The organism is Vibrio sp. 2017_1457_13, from assembly GCF_030851525.1.
In the GTDB taxonomy this organism is placed as follows: Bacteria; Pseudomonadota; Gammaproteobacteria; order Enterobacterales; family Vibrionaceae; genus Vibrio; species Vibrio metschnikovii.
The window spans coordinates 45,231-59,998 of record NZ_VHTA01000001.1; the positions used below are offsets into that span (position 1 = coordinate 45,231).

Sequence of the window (14,768 nt, forward strand, 5' to 3'; positions counted from 1 at the left end):
AAGGATATCGAAGGCTTTATTTTACGAGTTTTGAATAAAGTCAGAAAGTTAAGCCTAGCTTCTTGATCTGGACGATGAATCAAGCTCGCTTAAATTCAGAGCTATGCAGGAGTAAACTCATTTTTGCCCCATTCGAAGTTACACCCAATTGACTCACAGTATAACCGAACCGTGATTGACATACTTTTTCTTATTCTAAAAGTGGCTACTTATTGGTCATGGCAGTTCATTTGTAAAAGTCTTTACTTATGATACCAAGGTGAGGATTCACTAACATTAGTGAACTCAAGTCAATGACATAATTGATATGAAGATTTACAATCAATCGCTTACAACAACAGTTGGATAGGAGGTTTTGTGAAGTTATTACACTTTAGAGCACAGGGTGTTCATGGATATTTGGATTTTGATGTTGATTTCAGACCTGATGTAAACTTTTTTGCAGGCCTTAATGGCTCAGGGAAAACTACAGCACTGAATATGATAATGGCGTTGCTAACCCCGTCTGTAGATAAGTTACTGGAAATTCGCTTTTCAAATGCAAGCCTCACTGTAGAAAAGGCTAAAGAAATCATTCGTATTGAATGTAATAAAATAGATGACGACATAAGACTCAGTATTAATAATGAATATGCCATTTTGGGTCAAGAGGATATTTCTTATGAAGATATCCATTTGTCAAGCAGAAGGGTAAGAGTTGCTCATGAAAAAAGTAGCGATGTTATAAGAGCAATAAGACGCTTGGCATCACCGATGTTCTTAAGCCTTGATAGGCGTTTCGTTAAATCATCTAGAGATGAAGATTATCCAATATTTTTTGACGAAAATATGCATCGTGCAATTAAAAGGCGTGGAATAAAAGACGATAGCTTAGATGAAATTGTAGAGATTGTTGCAGAAGCTAGTGCTGAAGCTAAAACTCGCCAGAGTGCAGCAGACAATAAATTAAGAAATGAAATCATCCTAGACTCTCTTTCATTTGCTGAAATTAATGGTAAACCTCAATTTCCAGATAACCAAACAATTCGTCAATTACGCCATAAGCAGAAAGCTATTAAGAAAACCTTTGACAACCTTGATGTTCCGAGTGGTGAATTTGAGGTAAAATACAATGATTTTTTTGATAATTTAGAAAATCTAGTAAAGCGTTTCGAGCGAATTGAATTTGATAACTCCAATCGACGTGATTTCGAACTAGATGAAGCTACCAATAAAATAATGTCAAATTGGTTTATTAATCAGCATCAATTGGATCGAATTGATAGATTGTTTTCTAAAGTTGAATCTTATCAATCAGAAAAAAATAGAATCTATGCACGTCTATCTCGTTTTGAGATGCTTGTTAATAAATTTTTGAATGAAACAGGGAAAAGAGTGCAGATTAACAATAAGGGTCGTTTGACTATTAGGTTTTCGGGTGAAGAAAGAGACTTGTCAGTTCTTTCTTCTGGAGAAAGACAGATAGTCATTATGTTAGCTCACTTGGTGCTAAACAAAAGGTTACGTGGAGATGGCGTTTTTATTGTTGATGAGCCAGAGTTGTCGCTACATATCTCATGGCAAGACATGTTTGTAGATGCGATTCAGGAAGCAAGTCCTAATCTTCAAATTATCTTGGCAACACACTCTCCATCAATAATCGGTGGTCGCAACCATATGTATGTTCCTTTAAATGGTGGACTCTAATATATGTATGGTTTGCCAGTAAGGTCGGATTCAGCAAATCGTAGTATTGGTCTGTTCTATAGAGATTTGCAAGATATTGAAATATATGTAGAAGATTGTGAGGCGGAAGCTCTTTATACTATGCTTTTGTGTAGAGCTGTTAATAATGAAGTCAAGATTAAAAAGGTCATATCTCTACACGGTAGAGGTAAGGTTGTAGAGCACTGTGCGTATTATAACGAAGACTCGCCAGCTCTTTTTATCATTGATGGTGATTTAGATTTACTGCATGGTGAGAGGGTTCAGGGACTTAAGCGTCTATACCAACATAAAATGTACTGTGTGGAAAATTACTTGTTTTGTAAGAATGCGAGCGCAGAACTGCTAAGAGATGCATCTGGACGTTTAATGCCAGAAGAAGCGTTAGAAGCACTTGATTGGGATCATTATCTTGAGAGTTTGACTGAGCCGTTATTGAAGTTATTCAAGACGTATGCAGTTGCATGGAAGCTGATGCAAGAAGGCGGTATCAAGACCGTATCTAGAAGCTACTATGATGTTTGTAGAAAAGTATCAAGGGCTAGAGGTTCAGCAGTATGTGGTGACCGCGTACAAGCAGTGATTGAAGAAATTCAAACAATAGTCGTTGCAGCGCATGGACAAGACACTTACGACCAAGTTTATCAGAGAGTTGAGAGCATAGTAGAGAGCCTCGACAGCCCTTTACATGTTATTTCAGGAAAAGATTACTTATTGAAGTCTCTCCGTGATTACTTGCAATTCAAAGGGGCAGCTTACAAGTATGACGATGGTTTTAAGTTCAAGTTAGCGAGATATTGTGACACAGAGCCGTTGGCTGATTTGAGTGATGCTATTAAGTACACCGTTAACACAGGCCCATATCTGCAAACAGCATAAAACTAGGCGGAATGAATACATTGTTTATTCTGTTTAGGATGATGCTGCGGCCTAGATGGTATAAAAGCGCGGGGGATGGTGGCGTTTCGTCCTTTGCTCCTATACGTGAGCTAATTCGTTTTTTACTAAATTAGCAAAACAGCTAACTCATAATTGTCCATTTGTGAGTTACAGCGCTTACTAAATTAGAAAGTTACAGATTAGATGGTGTATTGCAAATCCCCTTTTCAGAAGGGATAGAGACGAGAGTATATCGCATTGTATCTTACCTCTCTTTCCATGTACGTCAGAGAAGCTTTTCACCGCTTATCAAACCGTCGAATCTAGTCGATATACTAATCGATTACATCATGCTTTCGGTGTAATGAGTGTCGGAAGAGCATTCTATATTTATATTTATTTCTGACGAAGTAATCCGTTTCCATACAAAATGGCGTAGCAAACATTCACAGCAGAACTAATGTAGATTAATCTTTGTATTGAGCTGGAGTGGCTGCTACTAGTTTTTTAAAATTACGATGAAAGTGACTTTGATCATTAAACCCTAATTCTGTGGCAACTGATGCAATATTATATCCTTTCTTTAGCAACACCTTCGCTTCATTTATTCGCATGGCAATTTGCATGGCATGGGGGGTTATCCCATAAGATTTTCGAAATGAATGAATTAAGTGGTATTCACTTAACCCAGAGTGTTGAGCAATCTCTCTGATTGAGATATTGTTTTTGAAGTTGTCACGTATAAAACGATGAGCTCTGGCGATATTTGCTTTTGTTAGGCTCAACTCATCGATATCTATGGCGTTGGCATTGCGAAATAAATTGGAGAAAAATTCGATGCTTTCTTCCTCCATTTTTATGTGAGCGACATCGTCTATGATTGAGTCTGCCAATGATTGAAACTGCCAGTAGAGCTCTGGGGAATTAGTATGGATAATCGAGAATGGTATGAAATTTTTTGAGGGGTTATCTACAATCATGGATTGTATGTTACCTAACCACTTCGGGCATACATAAAGCATCTTATAGCTCCAATTTGTATCTCGAGTGGGGTTACATGAATGTACTTCCAATGGGTTCACTATGACAAGAGAGCCCATTTCGATTTTGCTTTCCATATTGTTATTAAAATAATCACTTTGACCACAATCTACCGATCCAACAGAAAACTCTTCGTGAGTATGTTTACCATAGCATGCGTTTGAATTTGTGGAACAACGCAGTTCTATAGGAATTATATTGGATCGATAAAATTGCTGTTTAGCCATATCAACGAATACTCTTTCAACTAGATATGAAGAAAGTATATAGAACAGTTAACGCTAATAGTAGTCCCATAGAGATGTTAAACAGCTTGAACTGCTTAGGTGTTTCTATAACAGAACTGATGGTAACCCCTAGTATTGCCCACACTGAGAGCGATATGTAGCAAACGACAAAGAATATGCCACAGAATAAAAGTAATACCTCTAGTCCTACGTTTTGCCCTGTATAAAAAACTGAAATACCAGCAAGCGAAACGATCCATGCTTTAGGATTCAGCCACTGGCACATCATACCCTGTAAGAGCGATGGCGCTGATTTGCTTTCTTCTGAATCTTTACTTTTAGTGGTAGGTTCTTGGGTCGTCACTTTATAAGCGAGATATAATAGAAAACTTCCTCCTACATATGTCATGCCCTTTGCTAAATAAGGAATCTCGGCAATGAATTGCGATAATCCAAAGCCCAACAAAAACAAAATGGATACAAACCCGAAAGTTGCGCCAGTGATATGAGGTATAGTACGGGTATATCCGTAATTCGCTCCAGTAACAGTGGCTAAAATGTTTACTGGGCCTGGTGAGATCGAAGTCACCAAGGCAAAAGCAGCCATCGCTATTAGTTGTGAAATCATTATTGTTCCTTAAAAATCCGTAACTTCGCCAGTGCCATCAATGAAGCGATGTTCTTGTAAATCAACGATTCGATATCTTTTGGGTTTGATCTTGCCAGTCTTGCAATAGCCCGCTTGCCTCTCCCAATATCCCTGTTCAAATTCATCGGTTAAATGTAACTCTGATAGACACTTGACTCCCTTATAGCGATATAACGAGAAATCAACCTATATCTTTACATGCCAAGTAGTAGGCGGGGGGGGGCAAAAAAAAACGAACCTAAAAGGAGCGTTCGCTCGTTCATGTAAAAGTTATCAACCCTCTGGTATGCATTAGCAACAAGAAGTAAACATGACTCATTGGATTCAACATGCTCAGAGGCTTGTTCAAAGGTTCTGAATAATAGTACTTCTAATGGGTCCCCAATAAGCCTTGATAGGTACTGAGCTGCATATTGGCTGCTTGAACCTTCAGGTCCCAGCGTAGCTACACAGGTTATTTTCGGAGTTTGCCTAAGCCAAAAAATGCCGTTATTTGGTGTCATTGTATAGTCCTTTTACACAGCAGTAATTGAGCTACACAATAAAACGCTCCTTAACACAAGTATTGTACAAAACTGTTGTTTATTTCCCCAATTTTGAATAATAAAAAGCTAGCTATCAAGAGATTTTATATAGTGTGGATAAGCAATAGGGTGACACTTGGCTGAATAATAGGTTTCGTATTCTCAATACAAACTATTTACTCTAAGGTGTCATTTATTGCGAAGTTATTTATATGTCTAGATGAAAATGCTATCAAAACGCATAAAATACCTTATTTTTCTGTCTTGTATGGTTGGTGCAGATCAGTTGTCTAACAGACGCAATCCCATCTTCTGTTTTACTATTTTTTTACTTAAGCATCCTGAACATGAATTTTTTTCACAATCAACATTAAGTAACAACATTGTTAAGTTAATTGAGGGCGAGTTATAACTGAGTCATGAATTGAACGGATGATCATTTGGTTTCATCTGATTGACACGGAAGATAACGCTGATGACTCAACATTTTACTTTTACCATTAAAAAGACTCGTCTTGATGAAAATTATCATCCAGCAGACAACACACGTATTACCACGAACTTTGCTAACTTAGCGCGTGGTGAACATCGTCAACAGAACTTGCGTAGTGTATTGCGCATGATAGACCAACGTTTCAATGAGTTGGCTTGTTGGGATAACCCAACGGGAGATCGCTACTCGGTCGAGTTAGATATTATTTCAGCCAATATCAAAGTAGAAAATAGCAGCGAAACCATTCCATCGATTGAAGTGCTAAAAACCGGTATTTTGGATCGTAAAACCGGTCAACGGATTGAAGGGATTGTCGGCAATAACTTCTCTTCTTATGTTCGTGATTACGATTTTAGTGTCCGTCTACTGGATCACAATAAAGGCAAAGCGCAATTCTCAGTACCAGAAGATTTTGGTCTTTTGCATGGTAACTTATTTAAATCATTCATTAACTCAGAAGGTTACCAACAAAACTTTACTAAGCCACCGGTGATTTGTTTGAGCGTGTCAGACAGCAAAGTCTATCACCGCACCAATAACCAACACCCAATATTGGGGGTGGAATACCAGCCGACGGATTTATCGCTAACGGAACAATATTTCCAGAAGATGGGCTTAACAGCTCGTTACTTTATGCCGAAAAACAGTGTTGCGCCTTTTGCCTTCTATTTCTTTGGCGATCTACTTAACGATTACACCAATTTGGAGCTGATTAGCACCATCAGCACCATGGAAACTTTTCAAAAGATTTATCGTCCTGAGATTTACTTTGCTAACCGGGTTGCTGGTGAGCGTTATGAAGCGAACTTGAAGAGCGATGCCCACTCGTTAACGGATATTGTCTATGACCGCGAAGAGCGCACTCAACTGGCGATAAAACAAGGTAAGTATGCGGAAGAAGTCTTCATCAAACCTTATCAATCGGTTCTTGAACAATGGGTCGCTCAGTGCGCTTAATCGTCAACCAAACAGTAGAATAGCCAACATTATGACAAAATTACTCCCAATTTCGACGGCAGGCAGTCTGCCAAAACCGACATGGTTAGCTCAGCCAGAAGTGCTTTGGTCACCTTGGAAATTAGCGCAACAAGAGCTGATAGATGGTAAATACGATGCTCTGCGTATTGCCTTACATGAACAATTAATCTCAGGGGTAGACATTGTCAGTGACGGCGAACAAACCCGTCAGCACTTTGTGACGACTTTTATCGAACATTTGCATGGCGTTGATTTTGAAAATCGACAAACGGTGAAAATCCGTGACCGTTACGATGCTAGCGTGCCAAGCGTTGTCGGCCCTGTATCTCGGCAGAAATCGGTGTTTGTAGAAGATGCAAAATTTTTACGTTCTCAAACGGATAAGCCCATCAAGTGGGCACTGCCTGGGCCGCTGACGATGGTTGATACTCTGTACGATGGTTATTATCAATCTCGTAAAGAGCTAGCGTTTGAGTTTGCGAAAATTCTTAATGAAGAAGCCAAAGAGCTAGAAGCTGCTGGTGTCGACATCATTCAATTTGATGAACCCGCGTTCAACGTTTTTTTTGACGAAGTCAATGATTGGGGGATTAAAGCCCTTGAGCGAGCTATCGATGGTTTAAAATGCGAAACCGCGGTACATATTTGTTACGGCTATGGAATCAAAGCCAATACGGATTGGAAAAAAACGTTAGGCAGTGAGTGGCGTCAATACGAAGAGGTGTTTCCTAAACTGCAACAATCGAATATCGATATCATTTCTTTAGAGTGTCATAACTCTCATGTGCCAATGGAGTTACTCGAATTGGTACGTGGCAAAAAAGTGATGGTCGGTGCTATCGATGTCGCAACCAACAGCATTGAAACACCAGAGGCGGTAGCGGCCACCCTGCGTAATGCTCTGAAATATGTTGATGCTGACAAGCTTTATCCATGCACAAACTGTGGCATGGCGCCCTTGTCTAGAGCGGTTGCACGAGCGAAACTCCACTCATTAAGCGCTGGTGCTGAAATTGTGAGAAATGAACTATTAGCGAAGTCGTAGTGTGTTAGTAAATAGCCACGTATTTAGCTAGACTATGAACAGTTGAGCGTCTTAAGTACACGATGCAAGGACAGCCAGTTAATGGATTTTCAGATACAATCGGGAGTGGCAACATGGTAGCGATTTACATTATTTGTGGTATTGCGATGAGCATTGGTTTATTGGCTCTCTATGCACCCGATATTGAAAAATGGTGTGATAAACAATTGGGTAACCAAGACTAAGCTTGGTTATTGAATCTCTTTTTCTTATCAATAAAACTTATTTTTAGTTCTTGCATCATCAACCACTTACCGTTGTCGGTAGCCATAGATAAATCCCCATGGGCATCAATCAATACTGCGATCAGGGCTGTTGATTGTAGCATCTAATTAACATGCCATTCGTTATTGAAAAGGCCGCATAGCGGCCTTGATAGCGATAACAAAGGTGAGCGCCATATTTACTGGCTTGATGAACTAGTACTACTGGCGGGTTCGATTTTTGCTTGATCGCGCGCTAGCTCTTCACTAAAGGTACGCTTACGGTAAAAGAAAGTGACTACCGTGGAGTTGATAACGATAAACAGTGAGTACATGACTGGGATCAATAAGATTTGTTGCTGTAATTCCCCTGCAAAACTTAGGCTAACCACCAAAGCGGCGAGGGGGCCATTTTGAATGCCGGTTTCTAATGATACCGTGCGCGCTTTTTGTGGATTAAGACCAAGCAAGCGTGAGAAGAAATAGCCAAAATTAAAGCCAATCAATCCAACCATGATCACCGCAACATAAACCGTCCAATGAGTGGTAAGCAGCAGTTGCCAGTTACGTGGTACCCAAGTGGCGAGTAAGAAAATAATCACCAATGCGCCTAACACGCCACCCGTTAATTCAACCACAGCGCCAATATTGGCATTTTTACGCCGTAACCAGATACCAATCAGAGTGGGGATCAGTAGCGCAAACAATAAGCGACCAATTTGATCGGGCGGGATACGCAGCGAATCATCAATCCCTTGGGTATAGAACTGCATCAGTAGCGGAACCATCACAAAAGCCGCTATTGTTGAGCAGATAGTCATCATGATACTCAAGCTGAGTAGGCTACGTGAAAAGTAAGCAAAGATATTCGAGGTAGTTCCTCCAGGCATACAACCAATCAATACCATGCCGACCGTTTGTGCTGGGGTGAGGTTAAGTAGCCAAGATAAAGCAAAGGCAATAAAGGGCATTAGAGCATATTGCGAGCTGAATCCGACCACGATAGCCCTAGGGTGTTTAAAGGCGATCCGAAAATCACGAAAGGTCAGGCTTGCGCCCATGCCAAACATAATGATGATCATCATGACCGATAATAGGGTTTCTTCAAAAGCGCTTAACATGGTGGCCTCCTAATGATCAGAACTGGTGAGTTGGCCAAGGGCCATGGCACGAACATCTTTGCGCAGAACCTTGCCTACTGGCGTTTTCGGTAGCTCATCAACAAAGACCACTTTTTTCGGGACCTTATAAGCGGCGAGTTCATTTTTACAGTGTTTCCTCAAGCTTGCTTCGTCTAATCCTTGTTCACGCAGCACCACATAAGCTTGAACTTGTTCGCCAGTGAGTGGGTCAGGAACGCCGACGACCGCTGACTCCATCACTTGCTCTAAGCCGGCGATGGCTTCTTCTACTTCGTTGGGGTAGACATTAAAACCACTAACAAGGATCAAATCTTTTTTCCTATCCACTAAGCGTAAGCGGCCATCAGGATGCATGATGGCGATATCGCCAGTGTATAACCAGCCATCTCGCAGCGCATGAGCGGTTTCTTCCGGTTGTTGCCAATAGCCCTGCATAATTTGCACTCCCTTAGCAATCAGTTCTCCCGGCTCACCAAGCGGGACGGTATGCCCGTCATCATCCACTAAGCGCAACTGAGTACCAGGCGTTGGAATGCCGATACAGTCGGGACGTGGATCGGTTAAGGGGTTAAAACAGAGCACTGGCGAGCTTTCGGTTAGGCCATAACCTTCCACTAAAGGGCAATGAATCGCTTTTTGCCAACGTTCAGCAACCGTAGCATGTAAAGCGGTGCCGCCAGCTAAAGCGGCTTTAAGGTGTTTAGGCGGAAAGGTAGTGAACCACTCTTCATTGAGCAGCGCGTTATACAAGGTATTCACGCCAGTCATCCAACTGATAGGGTAGTTATCAAACGCGCGCTGACAGTTTTGGATAGGTCTTGGGCTGGGTACCAGAATATTATGTGCACCTTGATGCCAAAACTCCAACAAGTTAACGCTGAAAGCAAAAATATGGTACAGCGGCAGAGCGGTGAGTACCGTCTCTTGGCCGCTCGTGACGTGTCCTTGAACTAGGCTATCCATCTGCTCTACGTTACCGAGCAAGTTACCATGACTGAGCATCGCCCCCTTGGCGACACCAGTGGTACCGCCTGTGTATTGCAGCAGCGCGGTATCGGCGCGAGTTAAACCTTGCCAATACTCTTCCACATTCAGCTTATCGTTTTTTTGGCGCAGGCGGCCAAGCTGAATCGCTTGGTCGATAGAATGATGGCTCAACTGATGCGTTGGGATCACCTTATTCCAATATTTCAAGACCAGCTTAAGAATGCCGCGCACCACCGGAGGAAACCACTGGGCGAGAGAGGTGACGACAACGTGCTGAATCGGGGTTTGCTGAATAATGTCTTGCAGTTTATCGGTGAACATATCGCAAATGACAATCGCTTTTACCCCAGCGTCACAGAACTGATGTTTCATTTCACGTCGGCTGTACAGTGGGTTAACGCTGGTTAAGATACAGCCAGATTTGAGCACGCCCATTACTGCAACGGGTAAGCTTAAACAGTTTGGCATTTGCACCGCAACGCGATCACCGGCTTGCAAGCCAAGCTCGCCGCGTAGGTAATGGGCAAAAGCGGTCGACATCTCATCCACCTGTCCAAAAGTAAGGCTACCGTTCATGCCATTGGGCATACAGGTGGTAAAAGCTTTACGTTGGCGGTATTTGGCGGCCGCTTCACTGAGCATTTCAGGAATACTGCGCCAAGCATGGCTGTCTTTAGCATGGCCTTGATGCAAAGCCAGTTGCTCCGGACTGTAGAGTTTGACCCAAGGGGCTTGGTCATAAATAGCATCGTTAGACATGAAGCGCTCACTTAACAAGTTATCGTTGTTTTGATATCTGACTCATTAACGTATAGCACAAACCACAGAAGGTGCTGATTTTAGTCAGCAATTTCTGAATTTCTATCTTCGGAAGTGTGATTTATCCTGACGACTTGAAGCTGTGGTGTTGGTTGAAGACGGTTATCCATCTTTGAATTTATTTTTTGGATTGACAGCATTGGTAGGCGTAGGTAGTTCACTCGCCGATCATTCTTTGTCTTATTTATTTGCGTACCTTCTCAATCAGTTTTGCTATTTCGGTTTTTATTCTGCTAGCAGAATTCTTTTTAAGAGCTGCTCTAACTGTATTTGTTCTTGTTCCGTGAGCACTTCCAACATGCGATTCATATTGTCGACATGGGCATTCAAGGCTTGGTCGATCAACCTTTGTCCTTGTTCGGTCAAAATCACCTTACAACTGCGTCTGTCTTGATCGCTGGCAATACGCTTCACTAAACCGCGTTGCACCAGTTGTTCAATACGTGTGCTGACCGCACCGGAAGAGAGCATCAAGGTTTGGTACAACTCAGTAGGTGTGATGGCGGTATTGCTATGACGGATGGTCGCCAGAATATCAAACTCAACTGAGCTTAAATCAAAGCGTTGGAAGACTTGCTCTAATTGAGGTTTCCAAAGTCCATAAGTGCGGCTTAATCGGCCAACAATACCCATCGCCGAGCAATCTAGCTCCGGTCTGACATTATGCCATTGTGCAAGAATGGCATCCACTTTGTCATTTGGCATGGTGTTATCTGCTGACATGATGTCTCCCCTAAATTTATCTTTCTAAAAAGATACTTGATTAAAAATCATTTCTCCATTATTTTCTAAAAAGTATCTTTTTTAAGAGATACTTTCATGGAAGTTAACGCTACTAAATAGGGTCAAAAATGAATACAACGTCAGGAATCAAGACGATGCTGCTTACTGCCATCGCACCTATCGTATGGGGCAGCACCTATATCGTAACCACCGAAGTACTACCGCCAAATTCGCCACTCATGGCTGCTTTAGTACGAGCTCTGCCTGCTGGGATATTTCTAGTACTGTTTGCTCGAACTTTACCAACTGGACATTGGTGGTGGCGTTTACCTGTATTGGGCTTTTTTAATATTGGTTTCTTCTTTTACTGCTTATTTTTTGCAGCGACTGAATTACCAGGAGGAATGGCAGCATTGGTGATGTCATTCCAACCTATGTTGGTGATGATGATGAGTTGGATTCTTCTGAGCGCACGCATCACCCCTTTGCAGTGGGTTGCTGGGGGTGTTGGTATCATTGGGATTGGACTATTAGTGCTTAATCAAACCGCATCTTTGAGCATACAAGGTTTATTGATCGCCTGTTTGGGAACATTCAGTATGGCCTCAGGTGTCGTTCTGACCAAAAAATGGGGCCGTCCTCAAGACATGTCCACACTTAGATTTACCGGCTGGCAATTACTGTTTGGTGGCGTGTTTTTGCTGCCCACGACCCTGTGGATTGAAGGCGTACCAGAGAAAATTACTGTGCTTAACTACCTGGGTTACGGATATCTGAGTGTGGTTGGCGCTATGTTGGCTTACTTTCTCTGGTTCCGTGGTATTGAGCAACTGCCAACGGTCACTGTGTCCTTTCTTGGCTTTTTGAGCAGTGTCTCAGCTTGCTTACTGGGTTATGTCATTCTCGATCAAGCACTCACTTGGACGCAAATTTTCGGCGCAGGGGCGATTTTTATCTCGATCGTGCTAGCTATCCCGCGTTCCACCTCAACCACTTATTCAACAACACTGGCTTTCAGTTTAAAAAGGAATTGATATGAAACGGACTCTTATCTCTGGCAGTCAAAGTGCATATTCACAAACCCCGCAGTATGGCATGGATTATTCTAATCATTTATTTTCTAGCTTCTTTTGTTAATTTCTAAACTCAGTAGATAGTTGCGCAAGTTGACACCGCGATTGGTAATACCAAGCTTGTTACGTAGATTATTACGATGATTTTCGACGGTTTTCCTTGCCACATTTAACGTACTGGCGATCTCTTGGCTGGACATGCCGCTGCGGATAAATTCCGCTACTTGTAGTTCTGATGGAGTGAGGACATCTAAAAGGCGGCTATTCATGCCATTGTGGTCGTTGAGTAGATTTTCCATATTGGATTTGACGATTTCCAAACACAGCTTGAGGCTCGGATCTTGCAGCTGTTGCCAGCGTTTTTCGACCTCTGGTAGATGTTTGGTACGAATTTCTTGTTGCAAATGCTCTGGAAGTTGGCTTTCACCAGCGTGGCTGAGTAGATTGAGTGATTCGGAAAGCTCATGGATGATCTGATAATCCTGTTCGATCGCCGAGAGCTTAGGTTCAAGAGGCTGTTTCTCTTTTGCCTCAATCTGTAGGCAGTAGATTAGGGCATGTCCTGCATCGCTGAGTATGCACATACTAAAGTGTAAATTGGCGACATCAAACGTCAGCGTTTCGCGTTGATGGCGTAAAAACGCACGAATTTGTGCACTGTGCGTCGGCCCAACCAAGAAGACCAAATCATCCAAACATTGCAGGGTTAAGGTAGCGACAGGATAGTTGCTGGCGACAATTTGCTCCATGTTATCAAACGCGACAAAATAAATGTCATGCTGCGCCAATAGTTGATGGTACATACTATCGGTTAGCGTTATACCTTGTCTTTCATGACCGATCATAAACCGCAATCTTCTCCATGTGGTGAGGGGGTTTAGACATAATACCTATTTTTCACCTAGTCAGCACCTTTCTTTTTATCATCAATTTTTTGACTATTTCGCGATGACTCAGCCTGAATTGCGGTTTAATTCAGTACTTTTAGCTCAATAATTGCTCATTATTGTGATTGTTATCACTTTGTTATCCTTCAAAGCTGAGAGATTGGTCGCACAAAATACCCACAAAATGCCTATATTAATACTCATCTAATACCTAGTTAAGGTGGCGTCAATGAGTAAACAACAAATAAAGAAAATTTATCGTATTGCTGGAATCAGCCTGTTCATGATGTTGAGCTGTGCTGTTTTAGCGGCGACGGAAACCAAAGGACCTAATGGTGAGCGAGCGACACCTCATACAGCAGTCCAATTGACCGATGTTGAAAAAGATAGCGTGCGAGCGAAACAGTATACAGCGGCGATATTAATGCATAGTACATCCGACTGGTCGAATGCCTTGATTGAAGGAGCGAGAGATAAATTTGCCGATCTGAATATTCGGGTGGTCGCCGTTACGGATGCGGAATTTAATGCCAACAAGCAAAAAACCGATGTCGAAACGACCATGGCGATGAAACCGGATATTTTGATTTCGTTGGTCGTCGATCCGGTATCGGGTGCAGCGGCCTTTCGTCCTGCCGTTGAGCAAGGTAGTAAGCTGGTTTTGATTAGTAATCTTCCGCGTGGATTTGTCCATGGCAAAGATTACGTCGGTATTGTCACCGATGATTTAGCGCAAATGGGCAAAATTGCTGCGGATTTGATAGCCGATGCGGTGAGTGAAAAGGGCAAAGTTGGTTTTATCTATCACGAAGCTAATTATTACGTAACCAATCAACGTGACCAATCGACTTTAGCGAATTTACAACAACATTATCCAAATATCGAAGTGGTCGCAAAACGCGGTATTGCCAACGCCAACGATGGTGAAGTGATCGCCTCAGCAATGATTACACAATATCCTGACATTAAAGCTATTTATGCTCCTTGGGACAGTATTGCGGAAGGTGTGGTGGCGGCTACGCGTGCTGCAAGTCGCCGAGATATAAAAGTGATCACCATGGATCTAGGGGCCGCCAATGCTTTGGATATGGCTAGACAGCGTAACGTAGCGGGGATTGTCACGGATTATCCTTATGACCTTGGGCAAACTCTGGCTCGTATGGGGGCCTTAGCGAAACTGGAGCAACAGACCCCACCGTTTGTCACTGTCGGAGCCAGTGCTGTGACGCGAGAAAATTTGCTTGAGGCTTGGCAGCAAGCTTTGCGTCGTCCGGCACCAGAAGCCGTACAAAGAGCCCTTAAGTAATTGGCTAAATAAATAGCTTGCCTAATTTTGGCTGGCTGAATCGGACTAA

12 protein-coding genes are annotated in these 14,768 nt (G+C 42.4%); 6 read left to right on the forward strand and 6 right to left on the reverse strand.

Annotated elements, in window-relative coordinates; all coding sequences use genetic code 11:
• Nucleotides 1-357 precede the first annotated feature (357 nt).
• Entirely contained in the window at nt 358-1,686 is a 1,329-nt protein-coding gene (locus FKN88_RS00235) for an AAA family ATPase (protein ID WP_217519254.1), read from the forward strand.
• A gap of 3 nt (nt 1,687-1,689) precedes the next feature.
• On the forward strand, nt 1,690-2,583 hold the full coding sequence (locus FKN88_RS00240; RefSeq protein ID WP_154168527.1) for a DUF4435 domain-containing protein: 894 nt from the start codon (nt 1,690-1,692) through the stop codon (nt 2,581-2,583).
• Nucleotides 2,584-3,050: 467 nt separating this feature from the next.
• Here FKN88_RS00240 and FKN88_RS00245 read toward each other — a convergent pair whose 3' ends face one another.
• Together FKN88_RS00245 and FKN88_RS00250 are read right to left on the reverse strand one after the other, a co-directional pair.
• Nucleotides 3,051-3,851: an AraC family transcriptional regulator gene (locus tag FKN88_RS00245; RefSeq protein ID WP_306687046.1), complete on the reverse strand. Its 801-nt coding sequence runs from the start codon at nt 3,849-3,851 to the stop codon at nt 3,051-3,053.
• Nucleotides 3,852-3,867: 16 nt separating this feature from the next.
• Nucleotides 3,868-4,479 (reverse strand): LysE family translocator, encoded by a 612-nt coding sequence (locus FKN88_RS00250; RefSeq protein WP_202598238.1) that lies wholly within the window; start codon nt 4,477-4,479, stop codon nt 3,868-3,870.
• Between the two features lie 1,020 nt (nt 4,480-5,499).
• Here FKN88_RS00250 and FKN88_RS00255 point away from each other — a divergent pair.
• Complete coding sequence (locus tag FKN88_RS00255) at nt 5,500-6,474, forward strand: DUF1852 domain-containing protein (RefSeq protein WP_154168525.1); 975 nt, start codon at nt 5,500-5,502, stop codon at nt 6,472-6,474.
• A 31-nt stretch (nt 6,475-6,505) separates the two neighbouring features.
• Nucleotides 6,506-7,540 carry a methionine synthase gene (locus tag FKN88_RS00260; RefSeq protein WP_154168523.1) on the forward strand — a complete coding sequence of 345 codons (1,035 nt, stop codon included), beginning with the start codon at nt 6,506-6,508 and terminating at the stop codon, nt 7,538-7,540.
• A 442-nt stretch (nt 7,541-7,982) separates the two neighbouring features.
• On the opposite strand, the gene FKN88_RS00265 is transcribed toward FKN88_RS00260, so the two are convergent.
• The 3 genes from FKN88_RS00265 to FKN88_RS00275 form a co-directional block, all read right to left on the reverse strand.
• A complete protein-coding gene (locus FKN88_RS00265) occupies nt 7,983-8,903 on the reverse strand; it encodes a bile acid:sodium symporter family protein (RefSeq protein ID WP_110167890.1) in 921 nt (306 codons plus the stop codon).
• 9 nt (nt 8,904-8,912) lie between these two features.
• Nucleotides 8,913-10,670, reverse strand: a complete 1,758-nt coding sequence (locus tag FKN88_RS00270) for an AMP-binding protein (RefSeq protein WP_154168519.1) — start codon at nt 10,668-10,670, stop codon at nt 8,913-8,915.
• 285 nt (nt 10,671-10,955) lie between these two features.
• Entirely contained in the window at nt 10,956-11,435 is a 480-nt protein-coding gene (locus FKN88_RS00275) for a MarR family winged helix-turn-helix transcriptional regulator (RefSeq protein ID WP_306687175.1), read from the reverse strand.
• Between the two features lie 146 nt (nt 11,436-11,581).
• Between FKN88_RS00275 and FKN88_RS00280 the strand changes: the two genes are divergently transcribed.
• Nucleotides 11,582-12,487: an EamA family transporter gene (locus FKN88_RS00280; protein WP_154168515.1), complete on the forward strand. Its 906-nt coding sequence runs from the start codon at nt 11,582-11,584 to the stop codon at nt 12,485-12,487.
• An 86-nt stretch (nt 12,488-12,573) separates the two neighbouring features.
• Here FKN88_RS00280 and FKN88_RS00285 read toward each other — a convergent pair whose 3' ends face one another.
• The gene (locus FKN88_RS00285) at nt 12,574-13,329 is read right to left on the reverse strand and encodes a helix-turn-helix transcriptional regulator (protein ID WP_154170674.1); all 756 of its coding nucleotides are present in this window, start codon (nt 13,327-13,329) and stop codon (nt 12,574-12,576) included.
• Nucleotides 13,330-13,696: 367 nt separating this feature from the next.
• Here FKN88_RS00285 and FKN88_RS00290 point away from each other — a divergent pair, with 367 nt between their 5' ends.
• On the forward strand, nt 13,697-14,719 hold the full coding sequence (locus FKN88_RS00290; protein ID WP_372436267.1) for a substrate-binding domain-containing protein: 1,023 nt from the start codon (nt 13,697-13,699) through the stop codon (nt 14,717-14,719).
• The last annotated feature ends 49 nt before the right edge of the window (nt 14,720-14,768 follow it).

Excerpts from the sequence above, each read along its gene's own strand:
- FKN88_RS00290 (WP_372436267.1), top strand. The coding sequence starts at position 13,697 with ATGATGTTGAGCTGTGCTGTTTTAGCGGCGACGGAAACCAAAGGACCT.
- FKN88_RS00265 (WP_110167890.1), bottom strand. The coding sequence starts at position 8,903 with ATGTTAAGCGCTTTTGAAGAAACCCTATTATCGGTCATGATGATCATC.
- FKN88_RS00250 (WP_202598238.1), bottom strand. The coding sequence starts at position 4,479 with ATGATTTCACAACTAATAGCGATGGCTGCTTTTGCCTTGGTGACTTCG.
- FKN88_RS00275 (WP_306687175.1), bottom strand. The coding sequence starts at position 11,435 with ATGCCAAATGACAAAGTGGATGCCATTCTTGCACAATGGCATAATGTC.
- FKN88_RS00280 (WP_154168515.1), top strand. The coding sequence starts at position 11,582 with ATGAATACAACGTCAGGAATCAAGACGATGCTGCTTACTGCCATCGCA.
- FKN88_RS00240 (WP_154168527.1), top strand. The coding sequence starts at position 1,690 with ATGTATGGTTTGCCAGTAAGGTCGGATTCAGCAAATCGTAGTATTGGT.
- FKN88_RS00270 (WP_154168519.1), bottom strand. The coding sequence starts at position 10,670 with ATGTCTAACGATGCTATTTATGACCAAGCCCCTTGGGTCAAACTCTAC.
- FKN88_RS00255 (WP_154168525.1), top strand. The coding sequence starts at position 5,500 with ATGACTCAACATTTTACTTTTACCATTAAAAAGACTCGTCTTGATGAA.
- FKN88_RS00245 (WP_306687046.1), bottom strand. The coding sequence starts at position 3,851 with ATGGCTAAACAGCAATTTTATCGATCCAATATAATTCCTATAGAACTG.
- FKN88_RS00285 (WP_154170674.1), bottom strand. The coding sequence starts at position 13,329 with ATGTACCATCAACTATTGGCGCAGCATGACATTTATTTTGTCGCGTTT.
- FKN88_RS00260 (WP_154168523.1), top strand. The coding sequence starts at position 6,506 with ATGACAAAATTACTCCCAATTTCGACGGCAGGCAGTCTGCCAAAACCG.